This window comes from Ammoniphilus soli, assembly GCF_040813775.1.
Genome location: NZ_JBEGDL010000011.1, coordinates 180,710 through 204,989, shown reverse-complemented (window position 1 = coordinate 204,989; position 24,280 = coordinate 180,710). Strand labels below are relative to the sequence as shown.

At 44.4% G+C, this 24,280-nt stretch carries 25 protein-coding genes; 24 read left to right on the top strand and 1 reads right to left on the bottom strand.

The genetic code is table 11. The features are described 5' to 3' along the window. The first annotated feature begins 138 nt into the window (after window positions 1-138). From speE to ABLT31_RS20930, 13 genes are all read left to right on the top strand, one after another. On the top strand, window positions 139-969 hold the full coding sequence (speE, locus tag ABLT31_RS20990) for a polyamine aminopropyltransferase (RefSeq protein ID WP_367755317.1): 831 nt from the start codon (window positions 139-141) through the stop codon (window positions 967-969). Between the two features lie 14 nt (window positions 970-983). Then, the gene (gene speB / locus ABLT31_RS20985) at window positions 984-1,853 is read left to right on the top strand and encodes an agmatinase (protein WP_367755315.1); all 870 of its coding nucleotides are present in this window, start codon (window positions 984-986) and stop codon (window positions 1,851-1,853) included. Window positions 1,854-2,125: 272 nt separating this feature from the next. Further along, on the top strand, window positions 2,126-3,331 hold the full coding sequence (locus ABLT31_RS20980) for an MFS transporter (RefSeq protein WP_367755313.1): 1,206 nt from the start codon (window positions 2,126-2,128) through the stop codon (window positions 3,329-3,331). A 106-nt stretch (window positions 3,332-3,437) separates the two neighbouring features. Then, window positions 3,438-3,836, top strand: coding sequence for a YwiB family protein (locus ABLT31_RS20975; RefSeq protein WP_367755311.1), 399 nt, complete (start codon window positions 3,438-3,440; stop codon window positions 3,834-3,836). Continuing rightward, a complete protein-coding gene (gene argS, locus ABLT31_RS20970) occupies window positions 3,833-5,503 on the top strand; it encodes an arginine--tRNA ligase (protein ID WP_367755309.1) in 1,671 nt (556 codons plus the stop codon). Before ABLT31_RS20975 ends, argS begins: the two co-directional genes overlap by 4 nt. Before the next feature lie 310 nt (window positions 5,504-5,813). Further along, on the top strand, window positions 5,814-6,845 hold the full coding sequence (locus tag ABLT31_RS20965; protein ID WP_367755307.1) for an ABC transporter substrate-binding protein: 1,032 nt from the start codon (window positions 5,814-5,816) through the stop codon (window positions 6,843-6,845). An 81-nt stretch (window positions 6,846-6,926) separates the two neighbouring features. Further along, window positions 6,927-7,736: an ABC transporter ATP-binding protein gene (locus ABLT31_RS20960; RefSeq protein ID WP_367755305.1), complete on the top strand. Its 810-nt coding sequence runs from the start codon at window positions 6,927-6,929 to the stop codon at window positions 7,734-7,736. Beyond that, window positions 7,729-8,484 (top strand): ABC transporter permease, encoded by a 756-nt coding sequence (locus ABLT31_RS20955; protein WP_367755303.1) that lies wholly within the window; start codon window positions 7,729-7,731, stop codon window positions 8,482-8,484. Before ABLT31_RS20960 ends, ABLT31_RS20955 begins: the two co-directional genes overlap by 8 nt. 13 nt (window positions 8,485-8,497) lie before the next feature. Further along, window positions 8,498-9,247, top strand: coding sequence for an ABC transporter permease (locus ABLT31_RS20950; protein ID WP_367755301.1), 750 nt, complete (start codon window positions 8,498-8,500; stop codon window positions 9,245-9,247). 39 nt (window positions 9,248-9,286) lie between these two features. Then, window positions 9,287-10,279: an MBL fold metallo-hydrolase gene (locus ABLT31_RS20945; RefSeq protein ID WP_367755299.1), complete on the top strand. Its 993-nt coding sequence runs from the start codon at window positions 9,287-9,289 to the stop codon at window positions 10,277-10,279. A gap of 189 nt (window positions 10,280-10,468) precedes the next feature. Further along, window positions 10,469-11,272 carry an alpha/beta fold hydrolase gene (locus ABLT31_RS20940; protein ID WP_367755297.1) on the top strand — a complete coding sequence of 268 codons (804 nt, stop codon included), beginning with the start codon at window positions 10,469-10,471 and terminating at the stop codon, window positions 11,270-11,272. Between the two features lie 14 nt (window positions 11,273-11,286). Next, window positions 11,287-12,087, top strand: a complete 801-nt coding sequence (locus ABLT31_RS20935) for an IclR family transcriptional regulator (RefSeq protein ID WP_367755294.1) — start codon at window positions 11,287-11,289, stop codon at window positions 12,085-12,087. Window positions 12,088-12,098: 11 nt separating this feature from the next. Then, window positions 12,099-12,914: a dienelactone hydrolase family protein gene (locus ABLT31_RS20930; RefSeq protein ID WP_367755292.1), complete on the top strand. Its 816-nt coding sequence runs from the start codon at window positions 12,099-12,101 to the stop codon at window positions 12,912-12,914. A gap of 343 nt (window positions 12,915-13,257) precedes the next feature. On the opposite strand, the gene ABLT31_RS20925 is transcribed toward ABLT31_RS20930, so the two are convergent. Next, on the bottom strand, window positions 13,258-13,431 hold the full coding sequence (locus ABLT31_RS20925) for a hypothetical protein (RefSeq protein ID WP_367755358.1): 174 nt from the start codon (window positions 13,429-13,431) through the stop codon (window positions 13,258-13,260). Here ABLT31_RS20925 and ABLT31_RS20920 point away from each other — a divergent pair. The 11 genes from ABLT31_RS20920 (at window position 13,355) to ABLT31_RS20870 (ending at window position 24,262) form a co-directional block, all read left to right on the top strand. Continuing rightward, a complete protein-coding gene (locus tag ABLT31_RS20920; RefSeq protein WP_367755290.1) occupies window positions 13,355-13,525 on the top strand; it encodes a spore germination protein in 171 nt (56 codons plus the stop codon). The two genes, ABLT31_RS20925 and ABLT31_RS20920, sit on opposite strands and share 77 nt — an antisense overlap. Then, a complete protein-coding gene (locus ABLT31_RS20915) occupies window positions 13,512-13,694 on the top strand; it encodes a hypothetical protein (protein WP_367755288.1) in 183 nt (60 codons plus the stop codon). Before ABLT31_RS20920 ends, ABLT31_RS20915 begins: the two co-directional genes overlap by 14 nt. A gap of 105 nt (window positions 13,695-13,799) precedes the next feature. After that, complete coding sequence (locus tag ABLT31_RS20910) at window positions 13,800-14,591, top strand: IclR family transcriptional regulator (protein WP_367755286.1); 792 nt, start codon at window positions 13,800-13,802, stop codon at window positions 14,589-14,591. A 366-nt stretch (window positions 14,592-14,957) separates the two neighbouring features. Beyond that, window positions 14,958-16,238 carry an MFS transporter gene (locus tag ABLT31_RS20905; protein ID WP_367755284.1) on the top strand — a complete coding sequence of 427 codons (1,281 nt, stop codon included), beginning with the start codon at window positions 14,958-14,960 and terminating at the stop codon, window positions 16,236-16,238. A gap of 267 nt (window positions 16,239-16,505) precedes the next feature. Then, on the top strand, window positions 16,506-17,039 hold the full coding sequence (locus ABLT31_RS20900) for a cupin domain-containing protein (RefSeq protein WP_367755282.1): 534 nt from the start codon (window positions 16,506-16,508) through the stop codon (window positions 17,037-17,039). Between the two features lie 80 nt (window positions 17,040-17,119). Then, window positions 17,120-18,034 (top strand): VOC family protein, encoded by a 915-nt coding sequence (locus ABLT31_RS20895; RefSeq protein WP_367755280.1) that lies wholly within the window; start codon window positions 17,120-17,122, stop codon window positions 18,032-18,034. Window positions 18,035-18,059: 25 nt separating this feature from the next. Next, window positions 18,060-18,851, top strand: a complete 792-nt coding sequence (locus ABLT31_RS20890) for an SDR family oxidoreductase (RefSeq protein ID WP_367755278.1) — start codon at window positions 18,060-18,062, stop codon at window positions 18,849-18,851. A gap of 25 nt (window positions 18,852-18,876) precedes the next feature. Next, on the top strand, window positions 18,877-20,568 hold the full coding sequence (locus ABLT31_RS20885) for a thiamine pyrophosphate-binding protein (RefSeq protein WP_367755276.1): 1,692 nt from the start codon (window positions 18,877-18,879) through the stop codon (window positions 20,566-20,568). 14 nt (window positions 20,569-20,582) lie between these two features. Continuing rightward, on the top strand, window positions 20,583-22,028 hold the full coding sequence (locus ABLT31_RS20880; protein WP_367755274.1) for an aldehyde dehydrogenase family protein: 1,446 nt from the start codon (window positions 20,583-20,585) through the stop codon (window positions 22,026-22,028). A gap of 17 nt (window positions 22,029-22,045) precedes the next feature. Beyond that, window positions 22,046-22,828, top strand: a complete 783-nt coding sequence (locus tag ABLT31_RS20875; RefSeq protein ID WP_367755272.1) for an aspartate dehydrogenase — start codon at window positions 22,046-22,048, stop codon at window positions 22,826-22,828. Between the two features lie 138 nt (window positions 22,829-22,966). Beyond that, window positions 22,967-24,262: an MFS transporter gene (locus ABLT31_RS20870; protein WP_367755270.1), complete on the top strand. Its 1,296-nt coding sequence runs from the start codon at window positions 22,967-22,969 to the stop codon at window positions 24,260-24,262. The last annotated feature ends 18 nt before the right edge of the window (window positions 24,263-24,280 follow it).

The window sequence follows — 24,280 nt, the reverse complement described above, 5'->3', positions numbered from 1 at the left end:
TATACTACCTCTATTGCATATAGGGAAACGAATGCATATAATGTAATTTGTTGTTTATAACCAGTATGGATAAACTTCTCAACACAGACAAACAATACCTTTAACTGGGCCAAAAATATAGGAAATGAGGAATGGAAAATGGGAGGACTTTGGTTTACTGAAAAGCAAACAGAGAACTTTGGAATCACTATTAAGATCAATAAGACTTTACATACAGAGCAAACTGATTTTCAAAAATTAGAGATGGTTGAAACCGAAGAATTTGGCAATATGCTGTTGCTAGATGGCATGGTCATGACCAGCCAAGTGGATGAATTTGTTTATCATGAAATGGTGGCTCACCCTGCTCTTCATACTCATCCCAATCCAAAGCATGTGTTAGTAGTTGGCGGCGGTGACGGTGGGGTTATTCGCGAAATTATGAAGCATGACAAAGTAGAAAAAGCCGTTCTTGTTGATATCGACGGGAAGGTTATTGAATACTCGAAAAAGTATTTGCCTGAGATTGCTGGAGAACTAGATAATCCGCGGGTAGAAGTGCAAGTGGACGACGGCTTTATGCATATCATCAAGAGCAAGAACTTGTACGATGTGATTATGGTCGATTCTACAGAGCCGGTTGGACCCGCTGCTCCTTTGTTTGAGCGTGGCTTCTACCAAGGGATCTTTGAGGCTTTGAAGGAAGATGGGATTTTTGTTGCTCAAACAGATAACCCTTGGTTTAAAGCGGATTTAATCCAAAAAGTAAACAAGGATGTTCGTGAAATTTTCCCGATTACACGCACGTACATTGCTAACATCCCAACTTACCCATCTGGCATGTGGACATTTACCATGGGATCTAAGAAATATGATCCGATCGCTGTCAATGAAGCAGATATCAAAGACCTTCCTACTAAGTACTATTCTCCTGAGCTTCACCATGCTTGCTTTAAGCTCCCTAAGTTTGTGAAAGCTTTGGTTGAATAGGAGGCCTTGAAATCATGAGATTTGATGAAGCTTATTCCGGCAATATATTTATCGGGGCCCAGCAGGATTATGAGAAAGCTCAGGTCGTCATTTATGGCATGCCTATGGACTTTACCGTAAGCTTTCGTCCGGGTTCTCGCTTCGGCCCGCAACGCATTCGCGAGGTATCGATTGGGCTAGAAGAATATAGCCCTTATGTGGACCGCCTTTTAGAAGAAGTGAACTACTTCGATGCGGGAGACATTCCTTTAGCGTTTGGAAATCCTGGTCGCAGCTTAGAGCTGATCGGAGAGTATGTCGGCAAGCTGTTGGCTGACGGCAAGTTCCCGCTGGGACTAGGCGGGGAGCATTTGGTTTCCTGGCCGATCATTCAGGAAATGTATAAGAAATATCCGGATCTTGTTCTTTTCCATTTTGATGCGCATACGGATTTGCGTGATCATTATGAAGGAGAACCGTTATCCCATGCCACACCTATTAAAAAGGCTTGTGATCTCATGGGTGGAAAGAATGTGTATTCCTTCGGGATCCGTTCCGGTTTAAAGGAAGAATTCGACTGGGCCAGGGAAAACATGAACTTGTATAAGTTTGACGTACTGGAGCCTTTGAAGAAAGTGCTTCCTACGATCGGCAACCGCCCTGTATACCTCACCGTCGATATCGACGTGCTGGACCCATCAGCTGCTCCAGGAACCGGAACCTTGGAAGCAGGCGGGATTACCTCTAAGGAATTGCTAGCTTCCATTCATGCTATCGGAGAAGCGGGAATTAATGTAGTCGGATGTGACTTGGTTGAAGTCGCTCCGGTGTATGACCATTCCGAGCAAACTCAAATTGTAGCATCAAAAATTGTGCGTGAAATGATGCTTTCGTTTATTAAGTAGATGTGAAGAGCACCTTACCCTTGTGCCAGGGGGAAAGGTGCTTTTTTGTTTTGAGCCTTTTTGGTTGGCCGGGGTGCCGGACGGAATAACGGGAGTTTCTCCCGTTATTGGCCCTCCAGTCGCACCTGCCAAGCTCCATCTGAAAAACCATGTCACATTAGCTAACATAACTGCTACATGTTTAAGAAAAAAATTGTATAACTTAATTAAGCAACTTGAACTACGGAAAAAAGAAAGGAAAGAAAAAATAAGATTTGGGTAGGAGGAGAAAAATGAAGCTAGCAGATTTAAAGAAGAGTGGGCATTCCCCCTCACTGGTCGCATCGTTTTTGTACTTTGACGTGAGCTTTATGATTTGGGTATTGTTGGGGGCGCTAGGGGTATTCATTACCCAGGATTTTGGTTTGTCTCCAGCTGAAAAGGGTATGATTGTCGCCGTTCCTATTCTTGGCGGTTCCGTTTTTCGCATCATTCTAGGCATATTAACCGATCGGATTGGACCTAGAAAAACAGCAATTGGCGGAATGGTGGTTACGATGGTCCCTCTCTTGTGGGGCTGGTTGTTCGGAACGACAATGGGGGAGCTTTACGCCATCGGAATTTTGTTAGGTGTTGCCGGAGCTAGCTTCGCTGCTGCCTTGCCGATGGTTAGTCGCTGGTATCCACCACACCTTCAAGGGCTAGCGATGGGGATTGCTGGTGCAGGAAATAGCGGAACCTTGTTTGCCACTCTTTTTGGACCAAGAATCGCTACGGCTTATGGTTGGCATACCGTTTTTGGAATTGCTCTTATTCCCCTTTTCCTTGTATTTATTGCTTATATCATGATGGCAAAGGATGCGCCATCCCAACCTGCACCAAAACCGGTGAAAGATTATTTGCTTTTGTTTAAAATGAAAGATACATGGTATTTCTGTCTATTATATGGAGTAACCTTTGGAGGTTTTGTTGGACTTTCAAGCTTTCTTAGTATCTTCTTTGTCGATCAGTATCAGGTGTCTAAGGTAACGGCAGGCGATTTTGTCACCCTATGTGTGGCAGCGGGAAGCTTTTTGCGACCAGTTGGGGGTTTATTGGCCGATCGGTTTGGCGGGATTCGTGTCCTTACCTTCCTATTTATTGGCTTAGGGCTTATGATGTTCGGGGTGAGCCAGCTTCCGTCGTTTACCATCGTCATGGTTCTCCTGTTCGTTGGAATGGGCTGTCTGGGTATGGGAAATGGGGCTGTTTTCCAGTTGGTTCCTCAACGCTTCCAAAAAGAGATTGGAATGATCACGGGTATTGTAGGAGCTGCAGGTGGATTAGGCGGTTTCTTTATCCCTAACTTATTAGGTACCCTTAAGCAAATTACAGGGACCTACGCGAGTGGCTTCCTTGCCTATTCGTTGGTTGGAATCATTGCATTGGTGATCCTTGTTGTCGCACAGTCCTCATGGAAGAAGACTTGGAAATTGGAAGGCGAATCAGTACGTATATAGAATTCTAGAAAAAAGCTCTCTGAAAAGAGAGTTTTTTTCACGTCTTCTTGTTTTTGCATATGAAAATACCTAAAATAAGAAGAATATAGGCAAAATAGGTGATTCTATGCAACCGGTGAAAATACATATTACAACGCATATGGAGCAGCAGGGACAGAAGCTCGAACAAACCTGTTCCGGAAAACTATTTCCTAAAGGGGAGGGCTGGTATCTTGTTTACAAAGAAGATTTGGGAGAAAACCAAGAGGTATCGGCTACGATCAAGCTCTCCAAGGAAATGGTAACGATTATTCGAACAGGAGCCATCCGCATGAGACAGGAATATATTTTGGGACAATGGACAGAAGGAAAGTATGAGGGTCCTTTTGGCCTAATGTGGATGGAGACAAGGGCGGATCACATAGAGTTTAGCGAAAAGCACGTTTCCTTAAGCTATCACTTAAAGTTAAATGGGGAAGACATGGGCCGCTATGAGGTGGCGATGAAGATGGAGGGTTTATCATGAATATCGTTGAGAAAGTAAAAGAAACCATTGTTGAAGAAATTAAAGAGGCAGCAGTCAAATCAGGACTTGTAGAAGCGGAGCAGATTCCGTCCTTCGTATTGGAAGTCCCGAAGGAAAAGGCACATGGCGACTACGCAACGAATATTGCCATGCAGCTGACGAAAATAGCGAGAAAGCCGCCTCGCCAAATTGCTGAGGCGATTGTTGAAAACTTAAACAAGGAAAAAGCTCATATTTCCAAGGTTGAGATTGCTGGACCCGGGTTTATCAACTTGTATATGAATAATAGTTATCTTACGGATGTGATCCCTCAGGTGATTGCAGCAGGAGATAATTATGGACGGACAAACTTTGGAAACGGAATGAAGCTTCAAGTGGAGTTTGTCAGTGCCAATCCGACAGGCAGCTTGCACTTAGGACATGCAAGGGGAGCAGCGGTTGGCGATGCCCTGTGCAATGTATTGGATATGGCTGGCTTTGATGTAAGCCGGGAGTATTATATCAATGACGCAGGCAACCAAATTGCCAACTTGGCTTACTCCATTGAAGCTCGTTATATGCAGGCACTAGGCAAAGAGTGGCCGATGCCAGAGGATGGCTATCATGGACAGGACATTGTTGAGTTTGGCCAGGAATTAGCTCAAGAAGCAGGGGACAAGTATGTCGGATTGAGCGAAGAAGAGCGATTCCAGTTTTTCCGCAGTTATGGGCTGGAAAAAGAATTAGCCAAGCTTAAAAAGGATTTGAAAGACTTCGGCGTAGAATTTGACGTATGGTTTAGTGAAACTACTCTTTACGAATCGGGTGCGGTAGTTGAAATTGTAGAAAAGCTTCGTGAACGAGGATATATCTATGAAGAGGATGGAGCTACCTGGCTAAGATCGACGGACTTCGGTGATGACAAGAACCGTGTGTTGATCAAAAATGACGGTAGCTATACGTACTTGACTCCAGATATCGCTTATCACCAGAATAAATACTCCCGCGGGTTCGAAAAGCTGATCAATATCTGGGGAGCCGATCACCATGGGTATATTCCGCGGATGAAGGCAGCGATGCAGGCGTTAGGATATAATGCGGACCAACTGGAAGTGATCATTAATCAAATGGTCAGCTTGTATCAAGGCGGAGAGAAAGTGAAAATGTCCAAGCGGACAGGAAAAGCCGTGACCATGCGTGATTTGATGGAAGAGGTAGGAAGAGATGCGGTTAGATACTTCTTTACGATGCGCAGCTCGGATGCCCACTTGGATTTCGATATGGACTTAGCGGTTTCTAAATCCAATGAAAACCCGGTATTCTATGTTCAATATGCGCACGCCCGGATCTCGAGCATCTTCCGCAAGGCGGAGGAAGAAGGGGTAGAATGGCAAAACGCTGGGGCTGACCTTAGCTTGATTACCTCTGAGAAAGAGATCGAATTGTTGAAGAAGGTAGGGCAATTCCCTGAAGAAATCAGTGTGGCTGCGGATCAATATGCTCCTCACCGCATTGTTCGTTATGCACATGAGTTAGCGACTTTGTTCCATAGCTTCTACAACGCTGAACACGTTGTAACAGAGGATCGGGCTCTAACCGTGGCTCGCTTGAATTTGCTGAAGGCGGTGCAAACGACTCTTCGCAATGCATTGAGAGTGATTGGAGTTAGTGCTCCGGAAAAGATGTAAGAAAAAGAAAAAAGGTGTTCCGAAATCATTCGGAACACCTTTTTATATTGGTATTACTATAAAGGTAAGGTAGGGGCTACATTTTGTGAGTAGCCTCTATTTGTTTTATATAGAAAACACACATATAATATTTGATTGTTTCAAATTAAAAATATTGACAAACACTTCAAAAAAATAATAACATAAGTATATATTTAAAACATCGTTTTAAATATAAAACTACGAAGGGTTGTGGTTTGGGGAGAGTATACCCGCAGCTGAAAATATTTAATAATTCTGAATCATTGAATTTGACAAGGGGGAAGGCTGAATGAAAAAGAGAGTATTAAATCTATGCGTATCTGCTTTGTTGTTTGCGGGATTAGTTGGCTGTGGGACCGCGAAGGAAACGGAAGGGGAAGTAGCAGCTCCAAAAGAACAAGCTGCATCTTCTGATCAGCCGGTTGAGATTCGTTACGGCGGAGGTTTCTCCACAGAAGAGAATCTTTGGCTAATGGAATTGGACCCATCTCTTACCCCAAATCAAGGAAAAACTTACAGCTTAAAAATGACCCAGTTTCGTGCCAATGCGGACAGATTGAACGCTTATCAAGCTGGACAGATTGATGCGGGATCCATTGGACAGGGAGCCGCAATGATTACGGCCTCTCAAGGAATACCCATTAAAGTAGTGGCCAGTGTGGCGAAAGAAACCCCAGGAAAAGGCTTCAATGCGCAATTTCTTGCTTTAAAAGAATCGAACATTGCTTCGGTCAATGATCTTAAAGGGAAAACCATAGGCATCCCTGACTTCAAGTCCCCTACAGACATGTGGGCGCGTGCAGCTGTAAGATCGGCTGGACTTGATCCGGACAAAGATGTGAAATATGCAATCATTCCTATTCCATCCATGACTGAAGCGGTCAAGTCGAAGAAAATTGATGCCGGCATGTTTCCATCAGAGTTTGCAGCAAAGGCGGAAAAGAGCGGTGAATTCGTACAAGTGTTTACATCAAAGACAGGAGTCGATGTAGATGAAGATTTTTATGTCATGTTCATGAATCCAGAATTTGTGGAGAAGAATCAGCAGGCTGTCAAAGATTTCTTGGCGGATTATGCAGCCGCTACAAAGTACTATATTGAACACCAGCAAGAGGTAAAGAAGCTGCTGGTTGAGAAGGGGAAAGTAAAGGCCGATCCGGAGTTTTATGTGGACGCGCCTGATTTTAATCGCTCCGAGACAGCCTCTCTTAATAAAGAAGGGTGGAAACAAATTCAGGATATTCTCTTAAAGGATAAATGGCTTGAGGCACCGGTCGATCTGGAGAAGCTCCTTGATACTTCCTTGCTTCCGAATCCTTAATTGTGATAGGGGGAGTGTTCGGCTTATCGTGCTCTCCCTTAATATTCTGCGAGAAAAATGCTAGATCAAGGAGGAAATGTAATGGTAAAGCAAACCCCTGCTATCGAAATCAATCAATTGAGCAAGGTATATTCAGAGGGAAAGGAACAAGTGGTTGCCATCCAGGAAGTGAGTCTGAATATACCGGAAGGTAAATTCGTTAGCATTGTAGGTCCAAGCGGATGCGGAAAAAGCACTTTCTTGCACATTGTCGGAGGCTTTATTCCCAAGTCAATAGGGACGGTCCGGATTCGCGGAAAAGAAGTCGAAAAGCCAGGACCAGACAGGGGAATGATGTTTCAGGAGTCGGCCTTATTTCCATGGAAAACGGTCAGTGAAAACGTGGCTTGGGGGCTGGAAGTGCAAGGCGTGCCTAAAAAAGAGCGGCAGGAGACGGTGGAGCATTACCTCAAGCTTGTGCATCTCTGGGAGTTCCGCAATCATTTGCCATCGCAGCTGTCCGGAGGCATGAAACAACGGATTTCGCTTGCTCGCGTACTCGCTTTTAACCCGGATGTTCTGCTCATGGATGAACCCTTTGGAGCTTTGGATGCCCAAACTCGGGAAAATATGCAGGTGGAATTGCAAAGGATTTGGAAAGAATCGCAAAAAAGCGTATTGTTCGTCACCCATGATATTGATGAGGCAGTTTTTTTGAGTGATATTGTGGTGGTATTTACCGGAAGGCCAGCCGTTATAAAAGAAATCATTGAAATTGATTTTCCACGTCCACGCAACCTGGATATTCACAAAACAGCCGAGTTCACCAAATACCGGAATTATATCTGGGACTTGCTGCACCAAGAGCACAGGAAGCCAACCTTAAAAGTATCGGAGGTCGTAAATGGATAAACGGTTCCGGAAGATCGCATTCATTGAGTTGGTTTTTCTAGTTACGGTTTGGCAGGGGTTGGCATCAACACAATTGCTTCCGGGCTACCTTTCTAGTCCTATCGTGATTGGTATGCAACTTTGGGGCTTGCTTGCCACGGGAGATCTATTTTTGAATGCCGGTGTCAGTCTTTATCGCTCTTTTCTGGGTTTTCTCCTTGTAGGTGTAGTCGGCGTCAGCTTTGGAATATTAGCTGGATATTATAAGCGCATCGGCACCTTTTTTGAGCCTGTTATTTTGCTATTCAATCCCGTTCCGAAGATTGCCTTATTGCCGATTCTGATGGTGTGGTTCGGTATCTCAGATGTAACGAGGGTTTTGATTATATTTTTGACGGCATTTTTTCCCTGTTTTATTGCCACTCGTGATGGGGTGCACGGAGTAAAGCAAGTCTATATATGGGCTGGTGAAAATATGGGGGCCAGCCGCTTCCAGATCTTGAGGAAAGTTGTTTTTCCAGCAACCCTCCCCAAGATATTTGATGGTTTGAGAGTATCTCTAGGGCTGACTTTTATCATGATGTTTTCTTCTGAAATGATTGGGTCATCCAATGGTCTGGGGCTGGGCTTTTTAATTTTGAGCGCGGATATTGCCGGACGGACCGATTTAATGTTTGCATCCATTATCATCATTGCATTTCTTGGTTTCTTTTTTGATCGCATTTTGCTGGCCGTGCGAGGCAGATTCCTGTGGTGGGCAGAAAAATAGGAGGTGAAACATCTTGGAAAAAGTATGGAAGAAAATCATGGATTTTCAGGCTGTCATCTGGCTCGTTCTGTTATGGGAGATGATTGCTTTATCAGGCATGATGCCTGAGCGTTTGTTTCCTTCATTATTCAAGGTGGCTGCAGTCGCTTTTGATCTGGTCGTCTCCGGGATGGTCTGGGACAACCTCTACGTGACGCTTTTTAGGCTATTTGCCGGATTTGGATTGGCCGCGCTAGTAGGTGTTCCCCTGGGGCTGATGATGAGCAGGTATTCCCTTCTAAATGACTGGATGCAGCCATTGTTTTCAATCGGTTATCCCATTCCTCGGGTAGCTTTGTATCCTATTTTTGTTTTTATCCTTGGGATTGGCTCAGGATCTAAAATCCTCGTTATTTTTATGGAGTGCATTTTTCCTATTGTCATTAATACCTATTATGGATCCCTTCGGATCAATCACCTGTATGTATGGGCTGCTCAGAATATGGGGGCCAGCCAGACGCAATTATTTTGGAAGGTTTTGTTTCCGGCTACCATCCCGTCGATTTTTACCGGTTTTCGGATCGCGATTCCTCTCGCTTTAGTAATTACCATTCTTACGGAGATGATTGGCTCGACAGATGGAATGGGATACTTGTTGAGTTATATGTCGGCATCGCTTATGCAAGAAAAGGTGTTGGCTGGGGTTATTCTTATTACCGCAATAGGATTTTTGTTAAGTGTTCTCTTAGAACAGGTACAGCGGCGGTTCGTTTTTTGGCAGTAGTAAATGGAAAAAATGCAATGGTTAAGGAGGCGAGAAGTTATGAAAAGGAAAAGTTTCGCTGGTTTAATTTCTATTACTCTATCATTGGCACTAGCAATAGGAGTATTCTCATCCCCGTTATCCACTTCAGCTGACCAAGCTCAAAAAGAGAAGAACGCTGATTTTAAGGTAACTCTCCTTGGAACCGGTTCCCCGCTTTTGAGTATGGAGCGATTTGGTAATGCTACACTAGTTGAAGCAGGTGATGAGAAATTGCTTTTTGATGCAGGGCGTGGAACTGCCTTAAGATTGAGCCAAACCAACATAATGCCTGGCAAAATTAACAAGCTGTTTCTTACCCACTTGCACTCCGATCATACAATTGGCATTCCTGATGTATGGCTGACGGGTTCTTTGCCGACAGCAGGCAAAAGGGATACAGCATTTGAGGTTTGGGGGCCTAAAGGCACAAAGGAAATGATGGATTACATGGAAAAGGCATTCGAAGCGGATATCGAAGTCCGAAACGAAAATCAGCAAGAAAATCTTAATGGTCTTGATGCAATTGGGCATGACATTGAGCAGGGAGTCGTATTTGAAAAAAATGGAGTCCAAGTCATTGCTTTTCTGGTTGATCATGGTCCGATGGAACCTAGTTTCGGTTACAGAGTGAATTATAATGGGCATTCTGTAGTGATTTCTGGTGACACGCGTTACAATGAAAACTTGATTCGTTTTGCGAAGGGGACTGACTTGCTTATCCACGAGGTTGCTGCAGCTAGGCCAGAAGAGAAATCACCAGCATTAGAAAGAATACTAGATATTCATACCACACCTGAGGAAGCTGGAAAAGTATTTAGCCAAGTAAAACCAAAGCTAGCCGTCTATTCTCATATCGTATTGCTTGGAGGTCTAACCGATACAGAGGCCAATTTATCCGTCAGAACGAGCAAAACATACAATGGAGAGGTAGTTGTTGGCGAGGATCTTATGTCGTTTGAGATTGGCGAAAAGATAAAGATAAAGGAGCCTCAGTTTGTTCTTGTGAAATAGTTTGCTGTATGTATGATGGCCACTTGTGAGATCTAGTCCAAGACTCGTAGGTGGTCACTTTTATCATGGCTATTCCAAATAGTGACTAATTGACATATAAAAGATATTTATCTATTATTACAATATTAAAATAAAACATAGTTTTATATATAAAACAACAAAGAACTATTTTACTAGGAGGTTTATCATATGCCATTTATTCAAGTTGGTGATTTGTCGATCCATTATGAGATTGCAGGGCAGGGCGAGCCTTTGGTATTGCTCCATGGAATGTCAAATAATTCCCAATCCTGGAAGAAGCAAATGAAAGAATTGCAGGAATACTATACAGTTATTGCTTGGGATGCCCCTGGATACGGACAAAGCTCTGATCCTCAGGAAGAGTTCAGGCATTTTTCGCAATTCGCAGATGTACTAAAGGAATTTATAGAGGAATTACATTATGATTCGATTTATCTATTGGGACATTCCATGGGAGCAGCTATTGCTTTGGATTTTTGCCACCGTTTTCCCTCAATGGTCAAAGCGCTGATCATAGCCGATGCTACCAGGGGATCGGCAGCATTAAGCAAGGACGAAAATGAAACCAGACTAAAAAACCGATTAAATGCCATTGAAACGATGGAGCCGCATGAAATCGCAAAACAGAGAGTAAAAGCGCTTCTAGCCCCTCAAGTTGCTGAAGAGGTAAGGATGGAAGCGGAAAAGATTATGTCACAAGTAAGGCTGGCAGGGTACAGATCAGTGGCGTATTCCCTTTACCATGTGAATCAAATGAACTTCCTTTCCTTCATCTCCACACCTACGCTGGTCATTTGCGGGGAGTTGGATAGCGTTACACCGGTCAGCGAATCGAGGATTTTTCATGAAAACATCCCAGACTCGGAGTTTGCCATTATACCTGGAACCGGACATTTATGTTATCAGGAGGATCCTGATTCCTTTAATCGCCAGGTGTTGTGTTTTCTCCAAGAGTTAATTCCTTCATCATGAAAGGGAACCTCTAAGTGTCTAATGAAGAAAAAGATCGATACCTTTCCCACTCGCTAATTAGAGGCCTTGAGATATTAGCTATGTTTGACATGAAAAACCCAACCTTATCATTAGTTGAGATCGCCCATGGATTAGGGGTTAGTCGGACTGTACCCTATCGCTTGCTATATACTCTACAAGCCGTAGGACTTCTCCATCAAGATGAAAATACCAAGAGATATGGATTGACTCCTAAGGTACTGGAACTGGGGTTTTCCTATTTGAACACCTTGCAGCTTCCTGAAATCGCAAGGCCTTATTTGGAACAGCTCCGGGATGAAACCGGTGCGTCAAGTCATCTCGGAATCCTTGATGGACGGGAGGTTGTCTATGTGGCCAGGGTGCCTGCAAGAGGGGTGTCCACAGTGAATGTTACGATTGGATCCAGGTTGCCAGCCTACGCAACAGCCATGGGCAAATGCTTGCTGGCCTTTCAATCCAAAGATTGCTTGCGCGGTATGTTGTTTGGTACTGATTTAATGCCTTACACAGAGCATACCAAAACAATGAATGGGGAGCTGCAATGGGAATTGGATTCCATTCGCAAAAATGGATTTGCGATAAGCAATGGGGAATTTGAGAGTGGAATCCGTTCGATAGCTGCCCCTATTTTTGATCAGCAAGGTTCGGTTATTGCCGCATTAAACGTAGCTGCATCGGAGTCCATCCTAAAAGATGATTTTATATCCAATGCGGGGCTGCGGGTTGTAAGCGAAACGGCGGATGCCTTATCCCGTTGTTTCGGTTACCGTTCCATGGTGAATACAAAAGAGTAGGGAGGAATAGTATGCTTCACTCAGAATGGTTACAGTTTACTGATGGAGGTAAAAGCTATAAGATTTACATCTCACGGATGGCAAAAGCAAAAGCCCCTCTGCCAGTTGTAATGGTAATTCAGGAACTATGGGGGACGGATGCGCACATATTGGATGTGGCCGATCGTTTGGCCAAGGCTGGATATTTGGCAGTGGCCCCTGATTTGTATGCGGAAAACGGAAAACGTCCTGAAGTATTAAAAGAAGATCGGATTGAGGAGGTGAAAGCGTTTTTAGATACGCTTCCTTCTACCTCATGGCATGATCCGGAAAAGCGTGAACAAGCACTTCAACTGCTGCCGGCGAGGAAACAGGAAGAAATCGAAGCGACCTTTCGTGAGCTATTCGGAAGATTGAAAAAGTTACCGGAAAGTTTGGAGATTTTGCAAGCAACGTTTGCTTATTTGCAGCATGCAGAGTTAAGCCATGGTCAAAAAGTGGCCTCCATTGGCTATTGTATGGGTGGAGCGCTGTCAGTTATGTTGGCCTGTACGGAGTCTCGGCTTTCCGGTGCGGCTGTCTACTACGGTAACCTGCCTAATAAGGAGCAGCTTCAAGAGATTCAGTGCCCTGTAATGGGTTTCTTCGGAAGCTTGGATGAGCGCATAACCAGTCAAGTACCCGATTTTGCAGAAGGGATGCAAAAAGCAGGGAAAGCTTTCAGTTATAAAATTTATGAGGGGGCACTGCATGCTTTTTTTAATGACACACGAGCTTCGTACCATGCAGCTGCATCCCGGGACGCCTGGTCAGCGACATTAGGGTTCTTTCATGAGGTGTTGGATTAAGGGTTGGCAAGAAACAACTGCTTTATGACAAGACAGAATAAAGAGGTAAGCTAGAGATTATTCATTCCTAATCCGCAGCTTACTTTTTTTTTGTAATGGTTGCTAGTTTTTATCTTAATATTTGTTCATTCTCATAGGAGATAAAACAGGGTTTTATAAAAATTTATTGGGTAAAATGGATTTAATAACCAAGACCTTGCTTGCAAGAAGGGAATGAATAGCTTTTATGTTTTCCCGTAAGGGGTTTAGAAAAAACAGAAATAATAATCAAGAAAAATTGGTTGTAAATCAGGAAATGAATCTTTCTATGAGCTGTTGAAAAGGAAGCTATTCGTTTCCAAGGTTAAACAAGTAAGTACATTTTCCGATTGCTTGTAGCAACTATCCATTGGCCATCCGGTACTTTTGATTGATCAGGAACGGGATGGATTTGCATTGGATTGGCAAAATGGGAGAAACGTTCGGTTGAAGAGCCTTCAGCTGAATCCGTCGTAAGGGGCCCCCGGGATGGGTTCACAGAAACGTTAGGGGTTAATACATCACTTCTCAAAAGTGAAATGGGGATCTATATTGGGCATAACGTTAATAATAACTCTTATGGCTCTTTATGAATGGCCTAAAATGAATCCAAAACAGAAAAAAGAGAAGATAACTTTTGTAATTTTATCTATTTCCGGGTGGTTACTCGCCATCCTTCTCATACTCTATCCGGACATTTCAGGACCCACTCAGATGATCGATTTGATTTTCAAACCATTAGGCAAGATGATTGAAAAATAGTGTAATACTAAATCAATTCTATCCGGGTTTATCTATGGTTCTATGATAAAATATTCTTAACTGGAACCGGATTGAAATCATCCGGCAAGTGGGAGGAGAATATAGGTGGCAAGTGAAGAGAAAGATCGTTATAATTCCAATTCCCTAGTCAGAGGTTTGGAGATTTTGAAAATGTTTAATGAAGAATATCCGACGCTATCTTTAGCGGAAATAGCACAGAGGCTTGGGGTAAGCCGAACGGTGCCCTTCCGTTTATTATACACTCTTCAAAGTATCGGCTATCTTCATCAGGATGAAAATACCAAAAGGTATAAATTGACTCCAAAAGTTTTGGAGTTAGGTTTTGCTTATTTAAATACTCTACAACTTCCTGAGATTTCCCAACCGTATTTGGAACAGCTTCGGGACGAAACAGGAGCATCCAGTCACCTTTCTATTCTGGATGGTAATGAAGTTGTATATATTGGAAGTGCACCTACAAGAGGGGTGGCGGCCATAAATGTCAATATTGGTTTGCGATTACCTGCCCATGCAACGGCCAATGGAAAAATACTGCTTGCTTTCCAGCCGAAAGAGCGTTTAAACCAGATTTTGTACGGCTCTGAATTAAAACCTTTCACGGAGCGAACGCAAACGTTGATAGTAGATCTGCTGCAGGAATTGGAGTCCATTCGAGAACAGGGATATTCGATAACCGAAGGAGAACACAGGAACGGCATCAGATCAGTTGCAGCCCCCATTTTTGAACGCAGTGGAGAGGTGTTGGCTGCAGTGAATACTGTTGCCACAGATTCATTGTTTACGGATGAGTTTATACAAAAGGTAGCCCTTCCTAAGGTCCAAGATATTGCTGAAAAATTATCTGGCTTTATGGGTTATTCCTTATCAAGAAGTTAAAAATGAAAACCCGTATAACTATAAGGACTTGCAATGGCAAGTCTTTTTTGTGTTTACACGATTAAGACAGGGAGTCAATCCTAAGAAATTTGGAAATTTTATTCTTATATGTTTTAAATACAAAACTAGGTTATGGATTAAAAACAAATTACTGTACTTATATTGACAATATTATTTAAAAATTTTATTATTATATTAAATAAAAACATAGTTTTATATATAAAACTAATTTCGTATTTGTAATTAAAAAAGGAGGGAAAAAGCATATTGCCTAATAAACAATACAGAAATAATCAAGCTTTTGGAAACGCATTCAATAAAAAGTGAAGCAAATAGATTCGTTTTAATTGAAAAGGGGGTTATGTTATGTTTACGAATCAGAGGCGATGGATTTATATTGCACTACCTATTTTTTTCTTCTGGTTTTTTGGGCAAATTGACAAGCTGGGAATTTCAGTCATTCAGACAGACCCTGAATTTCTAAATACGCTCGGCCTTACTGGACCTGATAAAAACGCCAAAATTGGTTTTATGACATTCATTTTTACAGTTTCGTATGCGTTTTCAAATTTATTCTGGGGCGTCATTATCGATAAGCTTGGTGCCCGAAAAACTGCCCTTATGGGATTGGGGATATGGACGGTGACCATGGTAATGGGTGGACTTGCCACCTCTTACGAAATGTTTTTAGTCAGTCGGGTTATATTGGGCATAGGCGAAGGCATGATGATTCCGGTTTCCGGCAAGTTCATATCCAACTGGTTTAACCAGCGTGAGCTCGGCCGCGCGCAAGCTTCCTGGATTGCAGGAAATTACTTGGGCCCGGCTCTAGGTGCCATTATATTGTCCGCTTTTATTGCTTCAATGCACTGGCATGCTGCATTCTACGCCCTTGCTTGCTTTAACTTACTCATTAATATTCCGATGTTCCTATTCTTGACTCGCGAAACACCGGAACAGCATCCCGGCATTCATAAAGAAGAATTAGCTTATATTCGACAATCGCATTCAATAGGGAAAGAAACATCTAAATCAAGCTTTACTCAAGATTACCGGTATTGGATCGTTTGGTTCGGGATGCTTATGGCTTCATTCCTTTTCTTTGGCCTCAGTATCTGGCTTCCGACGTACTTGGTTCAAGGAAAACAATTTGCTCGTGAAGCGATGACGGGAATTACCTCCTTATCTTGGCTTTTTGCCTTGGGGTTTGTCCTGTTATGTGGGTATTTATCGGATAAAACGCGCCGTCCTGGATTGCTTGCAACCATTTTATTCGGATTATGTGCGGTATTACTGGGCATTGCTACGGTAACACCTAGTCCAATTGTTGCTGGGCTTTGCTTGGGACTGGCTATGGGTACCCAAGGTGGTGTTTTCCATCTAAGCAACTTATTCATTGTTAAATATTCTACCCGGGAAACAGCTGGACGTGCAGCTGGACTTATGGGCTTTACGAACATCCTTGGCGGTGTATCCAGTTATGTCATGGGTTGGATGCGCGATATGGCTGGAGGCGATTTCGGCCCTTCGATTATTATGTTAATTGTGGCTGCTGTTCTTGGCTTCTGCTCCTATCTATTTACTTTAAAGAAGGAGGCAGAAGAGGCTCGCAGTCAAACTCCGAAATCGAATAGTGTGGTAGCTTAACCGATGACGGGGCATTTCTAACCTTAAAAAAGGTTGGAAGTGCCTCTTTTTTATTCTTATTTATCGATACTTAATAAACTTTGTTAAGTTTTATATACAAAACAAAGTTTTTCATATGTAAAATTCTTAATTTTAAACATTGACAATATGGTTAAGTGATCTTAGAATAAGAGTATAAATAAAACAATGTTTTGTATTTAAAACAAAAGAATATTGTATAGGATTAAAAAACGAAAAATTTACAAATGGGAAAAGGGAGGATTTAAAATGGCAGCTGAAAAATTTTCTATTCAGGAATTTGAGAAGAAGTATGTGGCGAGATTGAGCGATCGTACGTTAGATTGGAATGTTTTAAAATTCCAAGAAGAAATTGATCCGAAATATAGAAGAGCTCAAAAGAGATATATCGGCCGCGGCGCAACGGCTAACAATGATTCCAATGTCATTCAGGCAGAACGCTTTACTTTAAGTACGATGGTACTGCCGGCAGGATGCGAAGGACCGCTCCACCTTCATGATGACGTGGAAGAAGTGTTCTTTATCTTGAAAGGAAAAGTGACGGCATTAATCCAAGCGGATAATGACAGCGAAGTCTATGAAATCCAATTAGGGGAAAGAGATTGTATCAGCAGTCCTCCTGGGGTTTATAGAGGGGTAAGAAATGACGGGGATGAGGAAGCGTTAATGTTAGTTATGTTGGGTGCTTCGAAACCTAATTTGCCGACTTATCCGGAAGGAAGCGCATTGGAAGAGCTCCGCAAGCAGCGCGCGAAAGAAAGAGAAGCGATTATTAAAGGGTAATCCGGATTGCATTGCAGATAGGGGGGCTCGGCTAGGGCCTTCCTATATAACTAAAGAACAACTTAGTGGGGGTGGGTTATATGCTAGGAATTACGCATTTGCGGCACATTAGCTTGATTACTCCAGTCTTGAAGGAACAAGCTGATTTTTATGAGCAGGTTTGGGGTTTGGATCAAGTCTATCAAGATGAGCATTCGGTCTATTTCCGCGGGGCAGGTCCGGAGCATCATATCTTAAGCTTGCATGCTGGCGAAAAAAGAGGACTGCATCATATCAGTTTTGGGATGGTTGATAAGAATGCGGTCGATCAAGCGGCGGAAACATTGGCAGCCAAAGGGGTTCGGATTGTCTCGCAGCCTGGTTATCTAGATGAAGCGGGAAAAGGATACGGCCTTCGCTTCTTGGATCCGGAAAATCGCTGCATTGAGTTATCCGCATGGGTTGAAATTCATGTATCCGACTGGAACAAGAAAAACGTCGATCCGATTATGCTCAATCATGTGGTCATGAACACGGTCGACCTGGATATGATCGTTGACTTTTATACCAACGTGTTAGGGTTTAAAGTCACCGACTGGAGCGAACATCAAATGGCCTTCCTGCGCTGCAACAAGAAGCATCATTCGATTGCTTTCAATCAGGATGTCCATGCTTCCGTAAACCATATCGCTTATGAAGTCAACAGCGTGGATGAAGTGATGAGGGGAATCAGCAACGTAAGGAAATCTGGCTTGCAGGAATTATGGGGGCCGGGCCGCCACGGTCCAGGAAACAACATATTCTGTTACTTCCAAGATCCTGCGGGATTTGTGATGGAATACACGTGTTACCTCGAAACGATTGAAGATGAGTCGGAGTGGAGAGCGAGGGTTTGGAAGCGCGTCCCTCATCTGATGGATCAATGGGGAACAGCAGGACCGCCTAGACCCGAAGCGCGCAAAGCGATGGCCGGAGAACCAGATCAGGGTTGGGTAGATCTGAAGACATTAGCCTAATCGATGGCAGGAGAGGAGTGACAACATGGATTTAGGTTTGAAAGATAAAGTGGCTGTCATTATGGGGGGAACTTCCGGTGTCGGCTTAAAGGCAGCAGAAATCTTTCTTCGAGAAGGGGCGAAGGTGGCTGTATGCGGCCGCAGTCAGGATCGGATGGAGAAAGCTTGTGATCACCTTTTGAAATTCGGAACGTCGGACGCTATCTTTGCCATGACCTGTGATGTGACTGATAAGGAAGATGTAAGCGGATTTATTAATGGAACCGCTGAGAGATTTGGCGGAGTAGATATTCTGGTCAATGCGGCAGGACAAAGTGTCATGGGATACTTTTTTGATATCACCGATGAGCAATGGGAAGAACAGATCCAGCTGAAGTATTTCGCAATTATATATGCTGTCCGTGCTGCTTATCCGCATTTGGTAAAGCGAGGCGGGGGAAGAATCATCAATATCAATGCCACCTTATCGAAAGAGCCGGAACGACATATGGTAGCCACGGCCGCCACGAGAGCTGGACTGATGAATCTGAGCAAAACTCTGTCTCATGAATTGGCTCCGGATAACATTTTGGTGAACTCTGTCAGCTTAGGCTTGATTCGAACAGATCAATGGGAACGAAGAAGAAAACAGAATGCTCCGGATGTCGATCCGAAAGAATATTACGCTGATTTGGCAAAGAAGAGAAATATTCCGTTAGGACGTGTGGGAGAAGCGGAAGAAGTGGCTAATGTCATTGTTTTCCTTGCCTCGCAACAGGCAAGTTATGTTTCAGGTTCGACAATTGAGACAGCTGGGGCATTAGGCAAGGCGCTCTAATACGCTTAAGAGGGGTGGAGATAACATGAAACAATTAGAGCAAATGGAATTTACAACAGCTGATGCGGTTGTGCAAGAGCTTGTCCGTGCGGGAGTGGAAGTTGCATTCGGAATTGTCAGCATTCATAATATGCCAATCTATGATGCGATCCTTCGGGAAGGAAGTATTCATTTGGTATGTTCTCGCGGAGAAAGCGGAGCCGTTAATATGGCTGACGGGTATGCCCGAGCCACCGGGAAACTGGGTGTTGTGATCACCAGTACGGGGACCGGGGCTGGGAATGCCGCTGGATCTTTAGTTGAAGCATGGGCTGCGGGAGTTCCGCTTCTGCATTTGACCGGAGAAGTAGCCTCTCCTTATTTGGGAACAGGCAGAGGATACATCCATGAGATGAAGGATCAGCTATCCATGATGGAAGGGTGCAGCAAGAAGGCCATCCGCTTAAGAAAACCGGAACAAGCGGCTAGCGTAGTCAGACAAGCGATCCAGGAGGCTTGGGCTGCTCCGAGCGGACCGGTTACGCTGGAAATTCCGATTGATTTCCAGTCTGCGATTATTCCCAACTCTCCTATTGAGGAGCTTTTCGTTCCAACTCCTGAAAGTTTAGCGATACCTCAGCCGCCGGCAGAAGTGGTATCCAAAATAACCTGTGCGAAACGTCCGATTCTTTGGGCAGGCGGTGGCGTGATCACATCGGGAGCATCCAATGAAGTTCAGGAACTTGCGGAATTGATTGGAGCAGCGGTGATTACCAGCCAGTCCGGAAAAGGAGCCATCCCGGAGGATCACCCTCAATGCATTGGTCATTTCGCAGCGAATGAGTTGACGAAAGAACTTGTCAAAACATCCGATTTAGTGATCAGCATTGGTGTTCGTTTCCGCGGGAATGAAACATCGAATTGGAAAATAGCTCTTCCTGAGGAGCATATCTCAATCGATGCGGACTGGAACGCGGTGAACCGTAATTATCCTGTTTCCTATGGACTTGTGGGAGACGCCAAGAACATCTTGAGAGGAATCATCCAATCTATCAAAAAGCAAGAGATTGCTCCAAAACCTGCCTATTTGGACGAAGTGTTAACCGTGCGAAATGAGCAGAGGGCACAGCTTCGAAGCACACTGGGGCCTTATGAGCAGTTTTTGGATGGCATGAGAAGGGTATTACCTCGTAATGCCATATTAGTTCGGGATGTGACCGTACAAGCGAATGTTTGGGGAAGCCGCTTGTTTGAAGTATACGAGCCAAGGACTTCGATCCATGCATCTGGCGGAGGGATCGGTCAAGGATTGCCTACAGCTATTGGGGCTCAGATAGGATGTAAAGATCGGACGGTTGTTCTGATGGCAGGAGACGGCGGCTACATGGTGAATGTCGGTGAAATGGCAGCCGCAGCCCAAGAAAATATCCCCCTCATCGTTGTATTATTCGATGACGCAGGCTATGGAGTCTTAAGAAATATTCAGGATGCAGCCTATGGGCGCCAAGTAGCGGTAGATTTATGGAGCCCGGACTTTGTTCAGCTCGGTCAGTCCATGGGATTTGAAGCAGTCAGGATCGGTTCTTCCGATGAATTCGTAGCAGAGCTGGAAAAGGCTGTTGCGAGAAGAAACAAACCTTCGATCATTGTCGTCGATATGAACGCAGTGGGTCCGATGGCCAAGCCTTTTGGAGGGCCTCCAGGAGCAGCGGAAGCGTTTCGTCCGAAAAAAATATAATGGAGGGATTTTCTGTGGTTACCAACTACCCTAGTGTGTCAGCAAAGTCTCTCATTCATGGGGAATGGATTCAAGCGACTAAGGGCACGAGCGTCATTAATCCAGCCAATCTAAGTGAAGTCGTTGGTGAAGTGGGATTATGTACACAAGAAGAGGTCATGCAGGCTATTGATTCCGCCTCTCTGGCATTTACAAGCTGGTCCCAATCCGCCATTGAAGATCGGGCCAATCGAATGAACGCTGCCGCTCAGGAGCTCAAGGCGATCATTGAAGAAAGTGTTTCCTTGTATGTCCGTGAAAATGGAAAGGTCTTGGTGGAAGCTAAAAAAGAATTGCTTCGCTGTGTGGATGTCATGGTTCAAGGAGCGAAGGCCTTAATGGAATGGTGGTCTCCCCAAACCATCCCCGGGAATCAAAAAGTGGAAATCCGGAAGCGGCCAAGAGGGGTTGCAGCTATTATTACGCCGTGGAATTCACCTATGCTCCTTACATTCAAGCGAGTGATTCCAGCTGTTTTAGCAGGGAATACGGTAGTTGTGAAACCAGCAACGAACTGCCCATTAACGATCATGACTTTTCTAAAAGTCGTAGCCTCGCATTTTCCTCCCGGTGTCATTAATATTGTGACAGGTTCCGGCAGAATGATAGGGGAGATCTTATGCTGTGATCCAAGAATCCGCACGGTTGCTTTCGTTGGAAGCACAGAAACCGGAAAGGACATCATGCGCTTGGCTTCTGGAACCGTTAAAAAGCTTTACATGGAACTTGGCGGTAATGATCCTGCTCTTATATTATCCGATGCCGTTGTGGATGAAGCAGCCGTCCAGCGGTTGCGCATGGGAATATTGCGCGCGGCTGGCCAAGTTTGCTCGGCCATCAAACGAGTGTATGTCCATGAATCCCGCTATGATGAAGTGGTCGCAAAATTGACGAAAGAGTTTCAGAGAGTCGTAGTAGGCAATGGCATTCAGCCGGAAGCTACGATGGGTCCGCTGAATAATAAAGCTCAATTTGATTATGTCAAGGGTCTTCTTGAGAGAGGGGCTGCATCCGGTGCCCAAGTCATCGCGGCTGGCCGGCAGCTAGATCCTGAATCCTGGGAGCAAGGGTATTTCATGCTGCCATCGATAGTGACAGGAGTAGGGCAAAGCAGTGAAATTGTGCGTGCAGAACAGTTTGGTCCGATTATTCCCATTCTGCCTTTCTCAGATGTAGAGGAAGCCATCCGGATGGCAAATGATACGGAATTCGGCCTCAGGGCATCCATTTGGACAGAGGATGAAGCGAAAGTCATTGAAATAGCCGACCGGTTGGAAGCTGGAGCGGTTTTCCATAATAATCACACCGTATTTCAGGATCTTCATCTCGATTTTCCTGGACTGAAGGAAAGCGGGTTATCCCGTGAAACCAAATGGTGCGGATTGGAGTTCTTTGCAGATTCTTATGGTTTAGCCAACTAAGAAGGGGGAAAATAAAAATGAGAATCGGATTAATCGGGTGCGGAAATATCGGGAAATTTCTTCTCCAAAGTGTAAACATCGAAAACCTTCTTCCAGAAGGAAAAATTGTCGCGATCTATGACAAGAATGAAGAGTACGCCAGTCAAGTCGCTCTTCAGTTTGATACGCAGGCCTTTGCGGACGTCCACGCGTTAATTCAATCAGATGTGGATCTAGTGATCGAAGCGGCTAACATCCAAGTGGTGCAAGCCTATGCGCCAGCCATTCTGGAAAATGGGAAGGATTTGCTCCTTATTAGTGTAGGAGCTTTGGCTGACAGCGGTTTTTATGAACAATTAAAGACGCTTTGCATAGCGAATGGAACGAAAATTTATTTGCCTTCCGGCGCGATCGGGGGACTGGATGTATTAAAAGCAGCCATGTCTAATGGTCAGCTGGATTCGGTGTCCATCACCACGAGAAAGCCTCCGCAAGCTCTTCCGGATGCTCCAGCTGACAGGGAGTGCGTATTGTTCGAAGGCCCTGCATCTGAGGCTATTGAATTGTTCCCGCAAAATATAAATGTGTCCATCATTCTCTCTTTAGTAGGATTGGGACCTAATAGAACAAGTGTGAGAATTATTGCGGATCCGAAAGTCACCAAAAACAATCATTGCATAGAAGCGTCAGGTACGTTCGGGAAATTGACCCTTCAGGTAGAAAATGACCCGATGCCCAATAATCCAAAAACGAGTTATTTGGCCGCTCTAAGCGTGTTATCGACCTTGAAGAACAGAAATGAAATTATTCGCGTTGGCTAATGAGGGAGTGCCTGGCACTCCTGAATAAGCTCTAATGGATTACACCTATAGGTACAGTAGCTACCTAAATTCGTTTTTGCAAATACACGAGTTTAACTTGTTGAAATAGATCTATCAAGAATCACGGGGGGCTACACCATGTTTAGAGGGCAAATGCGCTGGATTTACATCGCCATGCCGATATTCTTCTTCTGGTTTTTTGGACAAATCGATAAGCTGGGCATTTCCGTCATCCAGACAGACCCTGAGTTCTTAAATTCACTTGGCCTGACCGGCCCGGATAAGAATGCTAAAATTGGCTTCATGACATTCATCTTTACAGTCGCCTATGCGTTTTCCAATTTGTTTTGGGGTTTTATTATCGATAAGCTTGGGGCGCGAAAGACGGCGATCATGGGATTATCGGTATGGACCCTCACTATGATCTTGGGAGCCTATGCCACTTCCTATGAAATGTTTTTGGTCAGCCGAGTCATTTTGGGCATAGGAGAAGGAATGATGATACCGGTTTCCAGCAAGTTTATAGCCAATTGGTTTAACCGGCGTGAGCTCGGCCGTGCGCAAGCTTCCTGGCTTGCCGGAAACTACTTGGGACCTGCACTAGGTGCGATCATACTATCCGCTGTTATTGCGTCTATGCATTGGCAGGCCGCTTTTTACGCACTCGCCTGCTTTAACTTGCTCATTAACATTCCTATGTTCGTATTTTTGACGAGAGAAACACCGGAACAGCATCCCGGGATTCATAAGGATGAATTGGCCTATATTCGCCAATCGAATTCGAGTGAAAAGGTTCAAGCCAAACCAAGCTTTGCTCAGGATCACCGCTACTGGATTGTTTGGATTGGCATGCTGATGGCTTCCTTTCTTTTCTTTGGGCTTAGCATTTGGCTTCCGACATACTTGGTTCAGGGAAAACAATTTGCCCGTGAAACTATGACGGCGATTACATCTTTATCCTGGCTATTCGCACTGGGCTTTGTGGTGGCTTGCGGATTTTTGTCAGACAAAACCAAGAGACCTGCCTTGCTGGCGACGATTCTGTTTGGTTTATGTACGATCTCTTTAACGGTAGCCATCTTTACGCCAAGCGCAATGCTTGCAGGACTATGTTTGGGATTGGCAATGGGAACACAAGGCGGGGTTTTTCATCTGAGCAACTTGTTCATTGTAAAATACTCAACGCCGGAGACAGCAGGGCGAGCTGCGGGGCTTATGGGCTTTACTAACATTCTTGGCGGTTTTTCAAGTTATATCATGGGGTGGTTGCGCGATATATCTGGAGGTGACTTTGGTCCTTCCATCATCATGCTGATTGCTGCTTCCGCACTGGGGTTTGTTGCTTATCTGTTCACGCTAAAGAAAGAAGCGGAGGAAATCCGGCAATCACGCGCTGATGCAGAGGAATATATCCCGAAGGATGCATTGGCATAAGAGGCCTGCAGACCTAAA

Bases quoted from the DNA above. Each gene is read 5' to 3' on its own strand.
- ABLT31_RS20940 (WP_367755297.1), top strand. From the start codon at position 10,469: ATGCCATTTATTCAAGTTGGTGATTTGTCGATCCATTATGAGATTGCA.
- speE (WP_367755317.1), top strand. From the start codon at position 139: ATGGGAGGACTTTGGTTTACTGAAAAGCAAACAGAGAACTTTGGAATC.
- ABLT31_RS20900 (WP_367755282.1), top strand. From the start codon at position 16,506: ATGGCAGCTGAAAAATTTTCTATTCAGGAATTTGAGAAGAAGTATGTG.
- ABLT31_RS20890 (WP_367755278.1), top strand. From the start codon at position 18,060: ATGGATTTAGGTTTGAAAGATAAAGTGGCTGTCATTATGGGGGGAACT.
- argS (WP_367755309.1), top strand. From the start codon at position 3,833: ATGAATATCGTTGAGAAAGTAAAAGAAACCATTGTTGAAGAAATTAAA.
- ABLT31_RS20975 (WP_367755311.1), top strand. From the start codon at position 3,438: ATGCAACCGGTGAAAATACATATTACAACGCATATGGAGCAGCAGGGA.
- ABLT31_RS20915 (WP_367755288.1), top strand. From the start codon at position 13,512: ATGGCTCTTTATGAATGGCCTAAAATGAATCCAAAACAGAAAAAAGAG.
- ABLT31_RS20875 (WP_367755272.1), top strand. From the start codon at position 22,046: ATGAGAATCGGATTAATCGGGTGCGGAAATATCGGGAAATTTCTTCTC.
- ABLT31_RS20895 (WP_367755280.1), top strand. From the start codon at position 17,120: ATGCTAGGAATTACGCATTTGCGGCACATTAGCTTGATTACTCCAGTC.
- ABLT31_RS20945 (WP_367755299.1), top strand. From the start codon at position 9,287: ATGAAAAGGAAAAGTTTCGCTGGTTTAATTTCTATTACTCTATCATTG.
- speB (WP_367755315.1), top strand. From the start codon at position 984: ATGAGATTTGATGAAGCTTATTCCGGCAATATATTTATCGGGGCCCAG.
- ABLT31_RS20885 (WP_367755276.1), top strand. From the start codon at position 18,877: ATGAAACAATTAGAGCAAATGGAATTTACAACAGCTGATGCGGTTGTG.
- ABLT31_RS20980 (WP_367755313.1), top strand. From the start codon at position 2,126: ATGAAGCTAGCAGATTTAAAGAAGAGTGGGCATTCCCCCTCACTGGTC.
- ABLT31_RS20905 (WP_367755284.1), top strand. From the start codon at position 14,958: ATGTTTACGAATCAGAGGCGATGGATTTATATTGCACTACCTATTTTT.
- ABLT31_RS20965 (WP_367755307.1), top strand. From the start codon at position 5,814: ATGAAAAAGAGAGTATTAAATCTATGCGTATCTGCTTTGTTGTTTGCG.
- ABLT31_RS20955 (WP_367755303.1), top strand. From the start codon at position 7,729: ATGGATAAACGGTTCCGGAAGATCGCATTCATTGAGTTGGTTTTTCTA.
- ABLT31_RS20960 (WP_367755305.1), top strand. From the start codon at position 6,927: ATGGTAAAGCAAACCCCTGCTATCGAAATCAATCAATTGAGCAAGGTA.
- ABLT31_RS20870 (WP_367755270.1), top strand. From the start codon at position 22,967: ATGTTTAGAGGGCAAATGCGCTGGATTTACATCGCCATGCCGATATTC.
- ABLT31_RS20930 (WP_367755292.1), top strand. From the start codon at position 12,099: ATGCTTCACTCAGAATGGTTACAGTTTACTGATGGAGGTAAAAGCTAT.